The following is a 15,651-nucleotide window of genomic DNA, read 5'->3' as shown; positions in this document are numbered from 1 at the left end:
CTCAATCGCCCGCCGCGCGCCCGCGCAGCGCGATGATGCCGCGGGGACGGAACTGGATGAAGAGGATCACGAACAGGATCATGTAGGTCTGCGCCGCCAGCGTGTTGGACGGGTTCATAAACTCGATCGCCTTCTGGAGCGAGCCGATCATGAAGGCGCCGACCAGCGTGCCGAAGATGTTGCCGACGCCTCCGACGACCACGGTCATAAAGCTCTGCACGATGTAGTTCTGTCCGAGATCAGGAACGACCTGCGCGAAAAGCCCGATGGCAACGCCCGCGATCCCGGCGATGCCGGAGCCGAGGCCAAAGGTCAGCATGTTGATCCTGTCCGGATTGATGCCCATCGACGCGGCCATCTTTGGGTTCTGCGTGACGGCACGGACCTCGAGCCCGAGGCGCGTGCGGTTCAGGATCAGCCATAGGAGGACGAAGAACACCGCACCCAGCAGGAAGATCGCGATGCGGATCGAGCTGATCGATACGACATCGTTGAGCGAGACCGAACCTGCCAGCCAATCGGGCGGGGAGAGCGGCTGCGTCAGTGCGCCGAAGATGAGGCGGATGATCTGCTGCAGCGCGATGGAAATGCCGAAGGTTGCGAGCAGCGTTTCGAGCGGTCGATGATAGAGCCAGCGGATCACGAGCCGCTCCATCGCGACGCCCGCGGCGAAGGTTACCGCGAAGGCGAGGGGGATCGCGATGGCGATGGATAGGGTCTCGTTCGCCACGACCGATTGCACAACGTACCCAGTGTATGCGCCGAGCATGATGAACTCGCCATGCGCCATGTTGATGACGCCCATCACGCCGAAGGTGATGGCAAGGCCGATGGCCGCGAGAAAATAGATCGAGGCCAGGGACAATCCGTCGAGCGAGAGATCGAGAAAACGGTAGAAGGCGACGCGCGTCTCGATCCCGTCGAGCGTTGCGCGGGCCGCATCGGTCACGGCGGCGCTGTCTTCGCGATACACCTCGTAGAAGACATGGGCATCGAGCGCCGCGTCGATCTCCGCTTCGGTTGGGGCGGGATCGGCCTGACCAGCCTCAACGAGCGTGGCATAAGCCCGGTCGCGCGCTTCTTCGGTGTTCAGCGTCTCGACCGGCACGCCACCGGCTGCGCCGTCGACTATATTTGCTGCGAGCGTATCAGCGCGTGTTCGACGCGGGATCAGCGGCGTTGCGAGACCGTCTTCCACCAGCATCGCGTAAGCGTCTTCGCGGCTCAGCGCGTCGGTGCCGGGGCGCAGCTCGCGGGCGATGTTCTCGCCCTCAGGCAGAGCCTCTGAAATCCGCACCTGCGTCGACAGAAGCGGGTTCAGCGTGGCGCGGGCCGACAGACTCACATTGCCCGCAAGGCTGCGGATCGCCTCAACGCGAGGCTCGTCCGCGTCGGCGAACGCAATGACAAGGGCAGGGAGCAGCGCCTCGGCGCGGCGGCGCACACGGCCATCTTCCTCCGTCTCGACGAGATCGCGCAGAAGCGCGAGATGGCTTTCTTCGGGGTCGCTTTCGATGGATGCGAGCGCAGCAAGCCTGTCTTCGGGATCATCCGATGTCAGCCGAAACTGCACGAGTGTTGCGGCGATAACGCCCTGCACGCCTCGGTTCGGGCGCAACTGGTCGACTTCCCGGCTGGTGGCAGTGCCGACTACCTCACCGGTGGAGATGTCGAGAAGCGTCAAAGGGTCCGCATCGGGATCTTCCACATAGACGAACAGCCCGTCGCTCTGCCGTTGGTAAAGTTCGCGCGTGTTCCAGGTCGCGAGGAAGTCCGGCACTTCCGGCAGATCGCTCGCGACGAGGACGTCGAGCACCTCTTGCACAGTTTGGCGCGAGGCATTCGCGACGAGATCGGCGTTCTCCTGTAGGATGGTTTGCAGCGCGCCGGTCTCAGGTCCCTGCGCCTCGGACTTGTGAGCCGCAACGGCGAGGAAGAGCGCACCGGCAATCGCGGCAACGAAGGATCGGATCATGGTTGTGACTGCCCGGATCGGGTGACGGGCGGATCAGATCCGCCCGCCGCCTCAAGGTTCGAGATCAGTAATTCGACTGGAGTTGGACGCAGCTTTCCGTCTCGGTGTTGTACATCCCGCATTGGAGGCCCGGCCAATCTGAGGTCAGGACCGCGGAGTCCGGCAGGAAGTCCGTCCAGGCATCGCCCGGCACTGGCTCGGTCTGGCTGATGATGTCGAACTGACCGTCGGCGGTGATCTCACCGATCAGCACCGGCTTGGTGAGGTGATGGTTCGGCAGCATTTCGGCGGTGCCGCCCGTGAGGTTCGGGAAGGTCTGACCGACCATCGCCTCGATCACCGGGTCGGGATCGGTCGTGCCGGCTTGCTCGACGGCCTGCACCCACATGTTGAAGCCGATGTAGTGCGCTTCCATCGGATCATTCGTCACGCGGCTATCGTCGCCGGTGAACTCGTGCCAGTTCGCGATGAATTCCTCATTGGCCTCTGTATCGGCGGACATGAAGTAGTTCCACGCCGCGAGATGCCCGACCAGTGGCTCGGTATCGAGACCGGCCAGCTCTTCCTCACCGACCGAGAAGGCGACGACGGGGATGTCGTCGGCAGTAACGCCCTGAGCGGCAAGCTCTGTATAGAAGCCGACATTGGCATCGCCGTTGATAGTGGAGATCACGCCGACCTGCTGGCCGCCTTCACCGAGTGCCACGACGTCGCTGACGATCGAGGACCAGTCCGAGTGGCCGAAAGGCGTGTAATTGACGAAGATATTCTCTTCCGGGATGCCCGCATCGAGCAAGTATTGCTCGAGGATCCTGTTCGTCGTGCGCGGATAGACGTAATCGGTGCCGAGCAGTGCAAATGTCTCGAGGCCGAGCTCCTCGAGGAAATAGTCGACCGCCGGGATCGCCTGCTGGTTCGGCGCGGCGCCGGTATAGAAGACGTTGTAGGAACTTTCCTCGCCCTCGTACTGCACCGGGTAGAACACGAGCCCGTTCAGTTCTTCCACGACCGGAAGGATCGCCTTGCGGCTCGCCGAGGTCCAGCAGCAGAAGACGACGTCGACTTCATCGACCGTAAGAAGTTCGCGCATCCGCTCGGCATAGGTCGGCCAATCCGACGCGCCATCGACCACGACGGGCACCAGCTCTTCGCCCAGAAGGCCGCCGGCGGCGTTTTGCTGTTCGATCATCATCATCATGACATCGCGCAGCGTCGTTTCGGAAATCGCCATGGTCCCGGTGGTCGAATGCAGAATTCCAACCTTGATTTCTGCATGGGCAGCCTGGGCGGTGAGCGCGGCTACGGCACTGGCAAGCAGCAATTTCTTCATGAATATGTCCCCCTGTCGACATCAATCATTTTGCATGTGCAGCATCATCCATTCCGCATTGACCCGGTGTTGTCTGCCGGTAAATTTGCGTCGGGGTGGTGCAATAATTGCACCACGCGGCGGAGCGTTATGTGAAACACCTCAGGATCTACACGGCGATCCGGCTGATCCAGCGTCAGGGCTCGATCCGGAAGGCGGCGGACATGCTCGCTGTCTCACCCTCCGCCCTCAACAGGTCGATCCAGAACTTCGAGGAATCGATCGGTGCCGAGATCTTCGAGCGAATCCCGAGCGGTGTACGCCTGACCTCCGCCGGCGAGCTGCTACTCGACGTGGTCGACCGTCACCTTGTCGAGTTTTCGGAGCTGCAGCGCCAATTCGGACACCTGCGCGATGGAGAGATTGGCGCGCTTCGGGTGGGTCTCGGCGCAGATATCGCCGCAGGTCTGCCGCTTCAGGCGCTTGCCGATCTCGAAGCGGACATGCCTGGGATTTCGGTCGAGGTGAGCTCAGGTCGCGAGATGCGCCGCTTGCGTAATCGGGACATTGACCTGGCTGTCGTGACGAACCCTGAAACCGACCGCTCGGTCGAGGTGCTGGCCGCAGGACAGGTGCCGTTGGTCGTTTGCGCCTCGGCGGATTGGACGGCCCGAGGGGCGCGCCCGGGCCTATGGGATCTTCTCGATGACCGGCTCGTCTTGCCGCCCGAAGGCACTGGCGCCCGCGCCGCGATTGCCCACGCGATCCGCCGCCACGCGCTTGCGGAAGGCCCGGTCACGAGCGTCGCCGCACCATATCTCGCGCAGCTTATGCGCGGGGCAGGGTGCGTTTGCATCTTTCCGGAGACTGTATTTGCGGGTGTTGAAGCTGAGGTTCTGCAGCGGATCGCCATCGACATAGGTGCGGTGCAGATCAGCGTTCTACGCCTCGCAGGCGCTACCATGTCGCGCCCCGCAGAGCGCTTTCTGCGCTTCATGGAAGCGCGTCTCGATGGAGCGGGTCGGTGACCAAACACAGACAGGCGTAGGCTTCGTTCAATATGGGAACGGCTCGACCGCCCTTTGGCATCGGCCTAGAGTTCTCTCAAAGCGTCACACAATCGGAGCAGAGACATGGAAACCTTTTTCGAAGCCCTGGGATTGATCTCGCTCATCCTGCTCGCAGGCGTTGGCCTTCTGGCCGGCTATCTCGCCGGTCGAATCGCCGGCCGAAACATGGCGCTCTACCTCGCGGTCGGGGTCATTGCTGCGATCGCGACGCCGTTCATTCTGGCAGCTGTCGGGATCAGCGTTCTGGCCGTCGGTGGTATCCTGTTCCTGCTTGCCGTCGGAGCCGTCGGCGCGCTGATCGTTCTCGCGCTCGTTCGGACGATTGCGGCTAGGGGTAAATAAGCCGAAGCCAACTCATACGGGCAATGCTACGCGCAAGAATTGTAAACCGATGTGTAAACCGGACCAACCTACTCGGGCCGCTTTTCGCTTAAGTCATTGAAAATAAATGGAGGCGAGTACCGGAATCGAACCGGTGTACACGGATTTGCAATCCGCTGCGTAACCACTCCGCCAACTCGCCAGAGTGGGCTTGTCTCTAGGTGGCTGTCGCGGCAGCGTCAAGCGGATAAGAGCGGCTGGCCTGATGGAACCGTTCCAGTCACGGGGCGTTGATCCGGGAATGGGAAGCAAGGAGTTGGACCATGGCCCAGAGCCAGACAACAGCACATATCAAGGACGTGGAATCGCAGGCGCAGCAGGCCGCGGGCAATGACAACGCTGCGTTGAAGGCGCAGATCGAGACGCTGAAGGCAGATCTCGCATCGATCACCGACCTGCTCGGCGAGATTGGCGCGCGCCGCAAGGACGAAACCGTCGACGCGGCCCGTGCCCGGTATGAATCCGCCAAGCGTGACGGGGAGCGTCTCTACGAGGATGCGCGCCACCGCGCGAACGACGCGCAGGACCAGGCGCTTGAAGCGATCCGCCGCCAACCGGCGACCGCCATCGGCATCGCGGTCGCGGCCGGGTTCCTTGCTGGCTTGATTACAAGCCGGAAGTAACATGGCACTTCTCGCCCATGCAGAGGCGGTCGCACGGCGCAAAGTCCGTGGGGCCGCCTATTCCGTTGTCGGCACGGTGTTCATTCTCCTCGGTGTCGGGTTTCTCTGCGCGGCCCTCTGGATCGTTCTGGTGGAACTTCGAGGCGCTCTCTTCGCGGCTCAGGTGATCGGGTTCGGGCTTTTCGCGATCGGGTTCATCATTCTCGGGATCGGCAAGTTCATATCCCGGCGACCAGTCGTCGTCGCCGGCCACAGTGCTGCACCACAGACCACGACCTTGCCGATGGTTCAGCTCATCGAGGGCTTTCTGATCGGACTTGACGCGGGACGGAAGTCCAAACGGCGATAACGGTTTTGCACGGACCGCCATCGCCGCTCAGGGGAGAAAAAGGTGAGACAGAAAACTGATGGCGCCAGCGCCGCGCTGATCATCATCGCGTCGCTTCTGGTCGCCGGGGCGCTTTACGTCGCGCAGGATGTCGCTGCGCCCATCGCGCTGGCGATCGTGTTCGGCATCATCGTCGCGCCGATCATGGAGTTTCTCTGTCGGATCGGTTTGCCGCCCGGTCTTGGTGGAGCGTTGATTCTTCTACTCACCGTCGCGCTTCTCAGCACCGCCGCCGTCGGTCTTGAGCCGGTTTTCTGGCGGTTCGTGGATGCGATTCCATCGATCCGCATGGAGATGCAGGAGATCGTTTGGCAGTTCCGGGACACGTTGAACAGCCTCGGCAATGTCAACGAAGAGATGAAGGAAGCGTTTGGCGGCGCCGGCGATGATGGCGGAGACGGCGAGGCGGCGGCGGTGCCTTCGATGACCGATGCGATCTTCGCGGCGCCCGCGTTCCTCGCCCAGTTTCTGATCTTCGCCGGCACATTCTATTTTTTCCTGGTGCATCGTCTCAGCGTCTATTCCTTCCTCGCTGCGCGTCTCAGCCGCGCCGGGGAAGGGCAGGCTTTGCGCGAAAGGTTCCGGGTCGCCGAATTCCTCGTCTCTCGATATTTCATCGCGATCACCATCGTGAACTTCACTCTCGGTTTCGCGACGACAGCCGTGATGACCGCGCTCGGGATGCCGCTGCCTTATGTCTGGGGCTTTGCCGTCGCGATCCTCAACTACGTGCTCTATCTCGGGCCGGCCCTGATGGCGTTCCTGTTCCTGATCGGCGGGCTGGTGAACTTCGAGGGACTTATGTCTGCCGCGCCGGCCGCGGCTTTCCTGACGCTGAACATGATCGAGGCGCAGTTCGTGACCCCTGCGATGGTCGGCCGACATGTTCGTCTCAATCCGCTTCTGGTCTTCGTCTCCCTTGTCTTCGGCCTGTGGTTCTGGGGACCGATTGGCGGTGTCGTCGCGATCCCCTGCCTCGTCATCGGTATCGCGATGGTGGACGAGCGTGTGCTCGGACAGCATGCGCGCAAGAACGAACGCTCGGACGCGGGAGGCACTCGGGACACCGGGGCATGAGGTCACTGTGATCGGCATGACGCGCCTGTGATCGCAAGGCCGCGACAATCTGGGTTTCACACCTTCTGTTTGTTGCCGCTTCAGGTAAGCTGTGTCACTAGTGAAGAGATAGCTTCTGAACGGATGAGTTTAGCTTATGCCAGACTTCGCGACCCTGCGCCGGGTGATGGTGGACACGCAGGTGCGTCCCTCTGACGTCACGAAATTTCCCATCATTCAGGCGATGCTGACGGTTCCGCGTGAACGATTTCTGCCGAACGACAAGGCGGAGGTGGCCTATGCCTCCGAAAGCGTGACGCTCGCTGAGAACCGGACCGTGCTTGCGCCGCGTACCTTTGCCAAGATGCTCGACGCGCTCGATGTGACGCCGGACATGCTCGTTCTCGATATCGGTTGCGGTTACGGGTATTCCGCCGCGGTTCTGGCGCATGTGGCCGAGGCGGTCGTCGCGGTCGAGGATCTTGAGGACATTGTGGATGAAGTGCCGGGCCTTCTGTCGGAGACCGGTGCCGATAACGTCGTCCTTCATACCGGGCCCCTGAGCGAGGGCGCGGCCGAGCACGGACCTTACGATGCGATCATCGTGGAAGGCGGCGTGGAGACATTGCCGGATACGCTGGATGATCAACTGAAGGAAGGCGGACGGATCGTCTGCCTGTTCGTCGAGGGACGCCTCGGCACGGTGCGGGTCGGCTACAAGATCGACGGCCACCTGAACTGGCGCTACGCGTTCAATGCGAGCGCACCGGTTCTTCCGGGATTTGAGGAAAAACGCGCATTCGCTTTGTAGAACGGGGCACGCGCAGCAGGGAAGCAGGGCAGGGACAGATGAAGACATCGAACTTTCTCAAGGCGGCGTGCGTGATGGCATCCGTGCTTTCGGCAGGCGTTGCCAAAGCCGATACACTCGCCGATGCACTTGTGGGTGCCTATAATTCGAGCGGTCTTCTGGAACAGAACCGCGCTGTGCTCCGGGCCGCCGATGAAGACGTCGCGCAGGCCGTTGCCCAGCTCCGGCCGGTGCTTGACTGGTCCGCCGAGGTCACGCGCAATTTCGGCACGCAATCGAGCCTCGGTCCGGCAGGTCAGCGAAGCACGGGCGGATTCATCAGCGAGGAGGCCTCGATCGGCCTCAACGCATCGCTCCTCGTCTATGATTTCGGGCGCACGCGCCTCGGCATCGACGCGGCGAAGGAGGCTGTGCTAGCGACCCGCGCCCAGCTCGTCTCGATCGAGCAGCAGGTTCTCTTCCGCGCGACCCAGGCCTTCTTCGAGCTCGAGCGCGCGCAGCAGACCCTGCGCCTGCGCCAGAGCAACCTCAACGTCATCAACCGCGAGCTGCGTGCCGCGCGGGACCGGTTCGAAGTGGGTGAGGTGACGCGCACGGACGTGGCGCTCGCCGAAGCGCGGCTCGCCGAAGCGCGCAGCCAGCTTGCGGTCGCCCAGGGTGATGTCGCCCGCGCACAGCAGGAATACCTGCGTGCGACGGGACGCCAGCCCGGCACGACCGATGTGCCGGCCTCGATCCCGCCGATTCCCGGCTCGCTGGAAACCGCGACCGCGATCGCATTGCGGACGCATCCCGACCTCATCGCCGCACAACGCCAGGTCACGCTCTCCGAGCTGAACATCGCGATCGCCGAAGCGACGCTGAAGCCCAGCGTCAACCTGAGCGGACGTTACGGCTATACCAAGGATCTGGAGAACACGGACAACTTCACACGCAGCGGCTCGATCTCTCTCGGTGCCTCAGGGCCGATCTATCGAGGCGGCGCGCTGACGTCCGCCTTGCGTCAGGCCAAGGCGAACCGGGATCAGCGCCGCGCGAATTTGCATGTGGTCTCCGAGCAGATCCGCCAGAATGTCGCGAATGCCTATGTAAACGTGGAAGTCGCAAGCGCGGCGATCCAAGCGAGCCAGCGGCAGGTCGAGGCCGCACAGGTTGCCTTCAACGGCATCCGCGAGGAAGCCCAACTCGGTGCACGCACAACGCTCGACGTCCTCAACGCCGAGCAGGATCTGCTCGACGCCCGGACGCTGGTGATCTCGGCACGCGTCGACCGCTATGTCGCTGCATACAATGTCATCAATTCGATGGGCCGCCTGACCGTCGAGGAACTGAGCCTGCCGGTGCAGCAATATGATCCGTCAGCCTATTACAATCTTGTCAAGGACGCACCGGCCCTGTCTCAGCAGGGCGAAGACCTCGACCGTGTCCTTCGTGCGATCGGAAAAAACTAAGGTTGTTCCGATCTGTTGTGCGGAATCGGAGGCGAGGCTAGACTTCTCGCTTGAGGCAGAGCGGTGAAGTGAATGTCGAAACCAGTCTCGAACGTAGAAATCGAGGATGTCCTAGCGTCGATCCGGCGTCTCGTCTCTGATGACGGGCGGTCGGGCGCTGCGGAGCCTGCGAAACAGGCTGAGTCCGCCGTCCGCGCGTCGGCGCCTCAATCCGTTGAACGGCTTGTCCTGACCCCCGCGCAGCGAGTCGCGGTCAGCGATCCCGAGCCGCAGGGACGCCCGTCCGAAGGGGCAGGGGAGGCACCCATCCTCCTCACCGATCCGAAGAACGTGCCAGCGCAGCCCGAGACCGAGAGCGCGCAGATGGCAGATGCGGCCGCCCCGGACAGGGCCGCGCCGGTGAACGGGGCCGACGCAGACGTTCTCGCGAAGGTCGTGCAGGATGAACTCGCCGCGCTCTTTGCCAGCGAAAGCGCGAAAGAGGACGAGGCGGAAAGCGACGCCGCAGAATATCAAGCGGGCGGCGGCACAGAGGATATGTCCGCTTCGGAGGAGGACGCCAGCCAGGCGTTGGACTCGGCGGACAACGCCGAGCCGGATGAGCTGCCGGAAGAGGCGGTGCAAACGCCCGAGCCCGTGGAGGCGATAGCGGAGCCCCGCTCGGTCCGCAGCGGAATGAGCCTCGAAGAGAAGATCGCGGAGCTCGAATCCATGATCGGTGGCGCGTCCGAGGAATGGGATAGCGACATGCCCGGGGATGGCGAGAATGCAGCCTTCGCGCATGGGCCGGAAGCGTCTCTCGATTGGGAGGACACGCCGATGTCCGGCGCGCTTTTCCAATCCCGCCGCGCCGGACATCTCGCCAGCATGGCCGATGACCTCGAGGACAGGGACGATCGGACCGGTTCGGTTCCCGCGCTCGACGAGGAGGCGCTTCGTAGCCTCGTCGCAGGCATCGTGCGCCAGGAACTGCAGGGCACGCTCGGGGAGCGGATCACGCGGAACGTACGCAAGCTCGTCCGCCGCGAGATCCAGCGCGCGCTTGCGAGCCAGGATTTCGAGTAGCCCGGTCTTTAACGTGAGCGGCAAATAAAAAAGGGCGCGTTCCAAAGAACGCGCCCAAATTCAGATCCGGTCTTGGATAGATGGAATCAGGCGGCTTCCGCCTGAAGCGCTGCGTTGCGACGCTCGCTTTCCTCGCGCGACAGGGCCACGGAGGTGCGCACGCCTTTGCCGACGAACTCCATCAGGCCTTCCACGACACGTTCGTTCGGGTCGATACCCGCGCAGGTCAGAACCTCGCGGCCGTCGCGCGAACGTGCCCAACGAGCGATCTGCTCGGGGCCGTTGCCGTATTTCTTGTCATCGGCGATAGCATCGTCGAGCGCAGCGAGCACAACGGCCGCAAAAAGCTTGCGAGCGCGGTTTCCCTGCTCAGCGTTGAAAGCCGTTGCGTCTACGAAATCTCGCATGGATCGTCCTTTGGATTATTGGTCTTGTGTTCCGGGCGTAAGGGGCCTTATGGCCTATTTGCTGCGATTCGGATACAGCGAAATTGCATGGCTCCCTTGCGTCATGGTCATAGCGGCGCCTGTTTTCCCCACGAGATATGGTAAGGTTGCAGGGGCACGTAGGGGCAGATATAGGGTCAGCCGAATTCCGATCAACCTTCCGACAAGGTTTTGCCATGGCCAAGATCAACGGTAACGAAATCCGCCCGGGAAACGTGCTCGAGCATAACGGAGGGCTCTGGGCCGCCGTGAAGGTCGACCACGTCAAACCCGGCAAGGGCGGCGCCTTCGCGCAGGTAGAGATGCGCAACCTTCGCAACGGCTCGAAGCTGAACGAACGCTTCCGCTCTGCCGACAAGGTGGAGCGCGTCCGCCTTGAGCAGCGGGACATGCAGTTCCTCTTCGAGAGCGAGGGACAGCTGACCTTCATGGATACCGAGACCTTCGACCAGGTTACGCTCGATGCCGAGATTCTCGGCGAGCGCCGGCCCTTCCTTCAGGACGGCATGACCATCGTCGTGGAGTTCTACGACAGCGAGGCGCTCAACGCGACGCTGCCGCAGAAAGTGACCTGTCGTGTCGCGGAGACCGAGCCGGTGGTGAAGGGTCAGACCGCCGCCAACTCGTTCAAGCCGGCGGTGCTCGACAATGGCGTGAAGATCACGGTGCCGCCCTTCGTCGGGCCGGACGAGGAGATCGTCGTCAATACCGAGACCATGGAATACTCCGAACGCGCCTGAATTCGGCGTTTCGGGTTTGAGTCCAAATGCCCCGGCCAATGGCGCGGGGCATTTTCGTTTGAGGGGAAGGGGCGCTGCCCCCTCTTGGCGGCGGAGCCGCCAATTCACCCCCGAGGTATTTCCGCCAACCCAAGAACCGGGATCACATCTCCGCATCCGCCAGGAAGCGCTCGACCATCGGACGATAGCTGTCCCCGAAGAGCGTCAAGTGGACGAGGGCCGGCCAGAGCTTGTAGATCGCTTCACGTTCGGAATAGCCGGGCTCCAGTTTGCCGTAGCCGCGCCAGAACGCCGTATCGGGCTCTCCGAAGAGCGTCAGCATCGCCAGGTCAACTTCCGAATGCCCGTAATAACAGGCCGGGTCGATCATCACCGCCTGATCCTTCGTGAAAAGAAGGTTGCCGGTCCAGAGATCGCCGTGAAGGAGCGCAGGGTTCGGATCGCGCGGAAGCCGCTCTCCGACGCGGGCCGCGAGCGCTTCGATTCGTTGACCAAGTTCGGCCGGCAGGTTCGGCAGGAAGGGGAGGAGCCGGCGCTCCGCCCAGAATTCCGGCCAGGTCGGCAGCGTCTCGTTCTCGATACGCAAAGAGCCGAAAGCGTAATCCTCGTTCCAGCCATAGCCCTGACCGGCCCAGGAATGCATCCGCGCAAGCGCTGTGCCGAATTCTCGCCAACGACGCGGACCTGGCGTCGCCTCTTCGAGATATTCCATGCAGAGAAGACCGTGCTCGACGTGAATGACCTCGGGCACCGGCGCATAGAGCATCCGCATGGCCGACAGCATCCGGCCCTCGGCGTCGACAAGGGGGCCGCGCTTGGCGACAAGCCGATCCCCGTTGCCAAGCGTCACGAGCGCGACTTCGGACAGATCTCCGCCATGTAGCGGCTCGTGCGAGACCACGTGGCTGTCATAGGTGTCGAGAAGGGCTTGCGGCAGGCTCATCCCTGCACCTTCACGGATGCGTCGCCCGCCTGCATCTCGCCAACGGCGCGCGCGAAGCGCAAATAGGCAAGGCCCGCGCCGCCCGATTGTGTGAAGAGCGTGCCGGCGGGTTTGCCGTCTGCGGTGATCTCGGTGCCGATGGGGGCGGAGCCCTCCACTTCCACGACAGCGAGACCCTTCTTCAACTCGGTCTTGTGTTTCATGCGCGCGGTGACCTCTTGGCCGATGAAGCAGCCTTTACGGAAATCGACGCCGTTCAATCGCTCGAATCCCATTTCGAGGATATAGCTGTCCGGATCGAGTTCGACACCGGCAAGCGGCACGCCGGCGGCAACGCGCGCCGCATCCCAATCGACACCTTCCTCGGACGCGCGTCCGTCATAGGCGCGCCAGCCCATGCGCGGATCGCGCGGATCGGTGAGCGCGTCGTCCGGAGCCGCCCCGAGGCCCCGCGCGACGACGATATCGGTTTCTTCGATCTCGACCTTGGAGCGCAGCTTGTAGAGCGTGAGCGCCTTCAGAAGATCGCCGGATTGGTGTGACGCCACATCGAGCAGGATCGCGTCGTCGTCGGCAATCGCGAAGAAATCCGCGCGATACTTGCCCTGCGGTGTCAGAAGGGCGGTGTAGACCGGGCCCTTGTCCAGACGGTCGAGGTCGTTGGTAACGAGGTTCTGCAGGAATCGGTGAGCCTCGGGCCCAGAGACGCGCAGAACCGTGCGGTCGGTCTCGCTCATGGTCGCCTCATATCTTTGGACCAGACCCTATGCCTTGGCAGGGCGGGCTGCAACCGGAGCGGCTATTCGCTGCCGTCGAATTGAAGCCTGTGGAGATCGGCATAAAGGCCGCCCTTTTCGATGAGGCTTTCATGCACGCCTTGCTGCACGACCGCGCCATCCTGCATCACGACGATCTTGTCGGCGTTGCGGATCGTCGACAGCCGGTGCGCGATCACGAGCGTCGTGCGGCCCTTCGACAGCGTCTCCAGCGCCTCCTGCACATGCGCCTCGACCTTGGCGTCGAGCGCCGATGTCGCCTCGTCGAGAAGCAGGACCGGCGTGTCGCGCAGGATCGCGCGGGCGATGGCGACGCGCTGTCGCTGGCCGCCCGAGAGCTTGGAGCCGCGCGGGCCGACAGAGGCGTCGAGCCCGCCGTCGATATCTGGCAGGAAGGCGGTGACATGGGCCGCATCAAGCGCCGCCTGCAACTTCTCTTCGGGAATGTCGTCGCGGCCTAGCAGGATGTTGTCGCGGAGCGACTCGTCGAAAAGAAGCGCGTCCTGGCTGACGACCGAGAACAGCGCGCGCAGCTCCTCGAGGCGCATCTCTGTCGTCGGCACCCCGTCCAGCATCACCGCGCCCGAGCTGGGGTCGATCATCCGAGTGAGCAGGTTGAAGATCGTGGACTTGCCCGCGCCGGACGGGCCGACCAGAGCGGTGACCTGGCCTGCCTCGGCGGTGAAATGCGCGCCGCGCAAGACTGCCTGGTCGCCATAGCTGGCATGGACATTGTCGAGCCGGATCTCGGGCACGCCGCTCGGGGCGGGCTTGGGATCGGCCGGATCGCGCACGTCGGGTTCGAGATCGAAAAGCTCGCGCAACCGCTCGAGCCCCGCGATCGCGGGTTGCAACGTGCCCGACAGGCTGCCGAGGCGCCGCAGAGGCTCGAAGGCGAGGCCGATCGCGGTGAAGAAGGCGACGAAATCGCCGACGGTCTTTTCGCCCGACATGATCTCGGAGCCACCGAAATAGAGAACGGCAGCGAAGCCCATGCCCGACATGATATCGATCAGCCCCGGCACGGCGGCGGACGCTGCGGCCGCGCGGATACGCACCGCCAGGAGCCGGTCTGCCAGCGACGCGAACCGCCCGGCCTGGTAAGTCTCAAGCGTATTGAGCTTGATCGGGACGATACCGGTGAAAATTTCGTTGAGGCGAGTGGAGAGCCCGGCCTGCATGTCCCTCGCGCGCCGAGACGTGCCGCGCAGAAAGCGCTGGATCGCGAAGGCGGGCATGATGAGCAGCGGCGCCCCCACGAGCGCGACCAGCGTCCAGCGCCAATCGATGAAGAAGGCCACCCCGAAGAGCGAGAACAGCGCCACCACATCGCGCCCCGCGCCGGTGATGAGCGCCTTCCAGACCGAATTGATCGTGGCAACATCGCCGTTGAGACGCTGCATCAGGTAGCCCGGCCCGTAGCTTTGGTGGAACGAGCCGTCGAGCCGCATCACGTGGCGCAAGAGATCCTCGCGCAGCTCGTTGATGCTGATCTGGCTGACACGTCCGAGGATCGTCTTCTGCGCGATTCCCGCGACCGCGCGGATAAAGAAGATCCCGAAGAAGATGAGGCCAACAAGTCCGATCATGTCGGCTTCGCCGCCAACGAAGACCCGGTCGAACATCGGCTTCATCATGTACGAGAGTGCGCCGAACATCGCGCCCTCGATGGACATGAAGATGAAGGCGGCGATGAACCAGATCCAGTGCTTGGCGAGATAATCGCGGCTGATCCAGGCGATCAGGCCCATACGCTCGCCGAAGGTGTTGTCCTCACCGGCCTCGTAATCCTCGGTGGTCTTTAAGGGGCCCCTCGCGCTCATGCCGGAAGGGCCACGTCTTTGGCCGGGCGGTTCGCATCGAAGGCCGCCTGAATGCGGCTTGCGTCATATTCGTCGCGCAGCCAGTCCTCAAAGCCGATCTCTCCGCTCTCCTGCCGGGCCTCGTAGACGTCGAGGATGTAATCCTGCACACCGGTCTTGGTGAATTTGAGATGGACGTATCTTAGGCCGAGCTGCTTGCGGGCCTCGGCGATGCTCGCTCCCTCGAAGATCAGAAGATACATCGCGGCGGCGATGCCGGTGCGATCCGCGCCGGATTTGCAGTGAAAGACCAAGGGCTTCTCGGCGGTCCGCATCGCGTCGACCACGGCGAGGAGCCGCGTGCTCTTGGTGGCGTTGCGCGCCCACATCTTGGTGTCGATCAGCGTCAGGCCGAGCTCCTCGCAGATCTCCTTCTCGAAGAGATAGAAGGAAAACTTGTCCTCGCCGCGCAGATTGATGACGGACTTGATGCCCATCTTCTTGTAGCGGCGGAAGCGGCGATGCGTTGGATGGTTCGAGCGGTACACGCCAGGCGCGATCTCGAAGAAGTTCGTCCAGAAGCCGCGCAGGATCGCGTGATCGAAGAACGAAAAATGCAGATGACTCAGGAATCTCTGCTTCGGCGAGGTGATGTCCTTGCCAAAAGAGCGCATGATCTGCCTTTCGGCGTCACCGATCCGGGTCCAGAAAGTCTTGCTCATAACGTCCGACATTACCTTGCGAGGCGGGTCTATCGTCTCGGGCGCGATGGGAAAAGGCCTTAGCCACGGTGCCGGCCGGATTGTCGCCCTACA

General features: G+C 62.9%; 16 protein-coding genes and 1 tRNA gene. 9 read left to right on the top strand and 8 right to left on the bottom strand.

The window, feature by feature from the left end; translation table 11 throughout:
* Window position 1: 1 nt before the first annotated feature.
* Both urtB and urtA read right to left on the bottom strand, forming a co-directional pair.
* On the bottom strand, window positions 2-1,975 hold the full coding sequence (gene urtB / locus BM171_RS15850) for an urea ABC transporter permease subunit UrtB (protein ID WP_093014689.1): 1,974 nt from the start codon (window positions 1,973-1,975) through the stop codon (window positions 2-4).
* 64 nt (window positions 1,976-2,039) lie between these two features.
* Complete coding sequence (urtA, locus tag BM171_RS15845; protein ID WP_093014686.1) at window positions 2,040-3,305, bottom strand: urea ABC transporter substrate-binding protein; 1,266 nt, start codon at window positions 3,303-3,305, stop codon at window positions 2,040-2,042.
* Between the two features lie 131 nt (window positions 3,306-3,436).
* On the opposite strand from urtA, the gene BM171_RS15840 reads away from it, so the two are divergent.
* Window positions 3,437-4,312: a LysR family transcriptional regulator gene (locus BM171_RS15840; RefSeq protein ID WP_093014683.1), complete on the top strand. Its 876-nt coding sequence runs from the start codon at window positions 3,437-3,439 to the stop codon at window positions 4,310-4,312.
* 105 nt (window positions 4,313-4,417) lie between these two features.
* Window positions 4,418-4,696 (top strand): GlsB/YeaQ/YmgE family stress response membrane protein, encoded by a 279-nt coding sequence (locus tag BM171_RS15835; RefSeq protein ID WP_093014680.1) that lies wholly within the window; start codon window positions 4,418-4,420, stop codon window positions 4,694-4,696.
* Window positions 4,697-4,803: 107 nt separating this feature from the next.
* Here the strand turns inward: BM171_RS15835 and BM171_RS15830 are convergent.
* Window positions 4,804-4,877: transfer RNA gene (locus tag BM171_RS15830), tRNA-Cys, on the bottom strand.
* 121 nt (window positions 4,878-4,998) lie between these two features.
* Between BM171_RS15830 and BM171_RS15825 the strand changes: the two genes are divergently transcribed.
* The 6 genes from BM171_RS15825 (at window position 4,999) to BM171_RS15800 (ending at window position 10,129) form a co-directional block, all read left to right on the top strand.
* Window positions 4,999-5,358, top strand: coding sequence for an ElaB/YgaM/YqjD family protein (locus BM171_RS15825; protein ID WP_093014677.1), 360 nt, complete (start codon window positions 4,999-5,001; stop codon window positions 5,356-5,358).
* Window position 5,359: 1 nt separating this feature from the next.
* A complete protein-coding gene (locus BM171_RS15820) occupies window positions 5,360-5,707 on the top strand; it encodes a hypothetical protein (protein WP_093014675.1) in 348 nt (115 codons plus the stop codon).
* A gap of 42 nt (window positions 5,708-5,749) precedes the next feature.
* Window positions 5,750-6,823, top strand: coding sequence for an AI-2E family transporter (locus BM171_RS15815; protein WP_093014672.1), 1,074 nt, complete (start codon window positions 5,750-5,752; stop codon window positions 6,821-6,823).
* A gap of 136 nt (window positions 6,824-6,959) precedes the next feature.
* Window positions 6,960-7,613 carry a protein-L-isoaspartate O-methyltransferase family protein gene (locus tag BM171_RS15810; protein ID WP_093014669.1) on the top strand — a complete coding sequence of 218 codons (654 nt, stop codon included), beginning with the start codon at window positions 6,960-6,962 and terminating at the stop codon, window positions 7,611-7,613.
* A gap of 74 nt (window positions 7,614-7,687) precedes the next feature.
* Window positions 7,688-9,064 carry a TolC family outer membrane protein gene (locus BM171_RS15805; protein ID WP_245760296.1) on the top strand — a complete coding sequence of 459 codons (1,377 nt, stop codon included), beginning with the start codon at window positions 7,688-7,690 and terminating at the stop codon, window positions 9,062-9,064.
* A gap of 72 nt (window positions 9,065-9,136) precedes the next feature.
* Window positions 9,137-10,129: a hypothetical protein gene (locus tag BM171_RS15800; protein WP_093014664.1), complete on the top strand. Its 993-nt coding sequence runs from the start codon at window positions 9,137-9,139 to the stop codon at window positions 10,127-10,129.
* Window positions 10,130-10,215: 86 nt separating this feature from the next.
* Here the strand turns inward: BM171_RS15800 and BM171_RS15795 are convergent, their stop codons facing one another.
* Window positions 10,216-10,536: a DUF6280 family protein gene (locus tag BM171_RS15795; RefSeq protein WP_093014660.1), complete on the bottom strand. Its 321-nt coding sequence runs from the start codon at window positions 10,534-10,536 to the stop codon at window positions 10,216-10,218.
* Between the two features lie 215 nt (window positions 10,537-10,751).
* On the opposite strand from BM171_RS15795, the gene efp reads away from it, so the two are divergent.
* Window positions 10,752-11,315 (top strand): elongation factor P, encoded by a 564-nt coding sequence (efp, locus tag BM171_RS15790; protein WP_093014657.1) that lies wholly within the window; start codon window positions 10,752-10,754, stop codon window positions 11,313-11,315.
* Window positions 11,316-11,457: 142 nt separating this feature from the next.
* On the opposite strand, the gene BM171_RS15785 is transcribed toward efp, so the two are convergent.
* The 4 genes from BM171_RS15785 to BM171_RS15770 form a co-directional block, all read right to left on the bottom strand.
* A complete protein-coding gene (locus BM171_RS15785; protein WP_093014654.1) occupies window positions 11,458-12,258 on the bottom strand; it encodes a fructosamine kinase family protein in 801 nt (266 codons plus the stop codon).
* Entirely contained in the window at window positions 12,255-12,995 is a 741-nt protein-coding gene (gene ygfZ / locus BM171_RS15780) for a CAF17-like 4Fe-4S cluster assembly/insertion protein YgfZ (protein WP_093014651.1), read from the bottom strand. The genes BM171_RS15785 and ygfZ overlap by 4 nt, the downstream gene beginning before the upstream one ends.
* Window positions 12,996-13,057: 62 nt before the next feature.
* A complete protein-coding gene (locus tag BM171_RS15775) occupies window positions 13,058-14,857 on the bottom strand; it encodes an ABC transporter ATP-binding protein (RefSeq protein ID WP_342741999.1) in 1,800 nt (599 codons plus the stop codon).
* Window positions 14,854-15,558: a tyrosine-protein phosphatase gene (locus tag BM171_RS15770; protein WP_093014831.1), complete on the bottom strand. Its 705-nt coding sequence runs from the start codon at window positions 15,556-15,558 to the stop codon at window positions 14,854-14,856. The genes BM171_RS15775 and BM171_RS15770 overlap by 4 nt, the downstream gene beginning before the upstream one ends.
* Window positions 15,559-15,651: the final 93 nt, after the last annotated feature.

Origin of the sequence: Roseivivax halotolerans (assembly GCF_900115815.1) — a bacterium.
GTDB classification, from domain to species: domain Bacteria; phylum Pseudomonadota; class Alphaproteobacteria; order Rhodobacterales; family Rhodobacteraceae; genus Roseivivax; species Roseivivax halotolerans.
The sequence above is the reverse complement of the archived record's forward strand: the minus strand, read 5'-3'. Positions and strand labels throughout refer to the sequence as shown.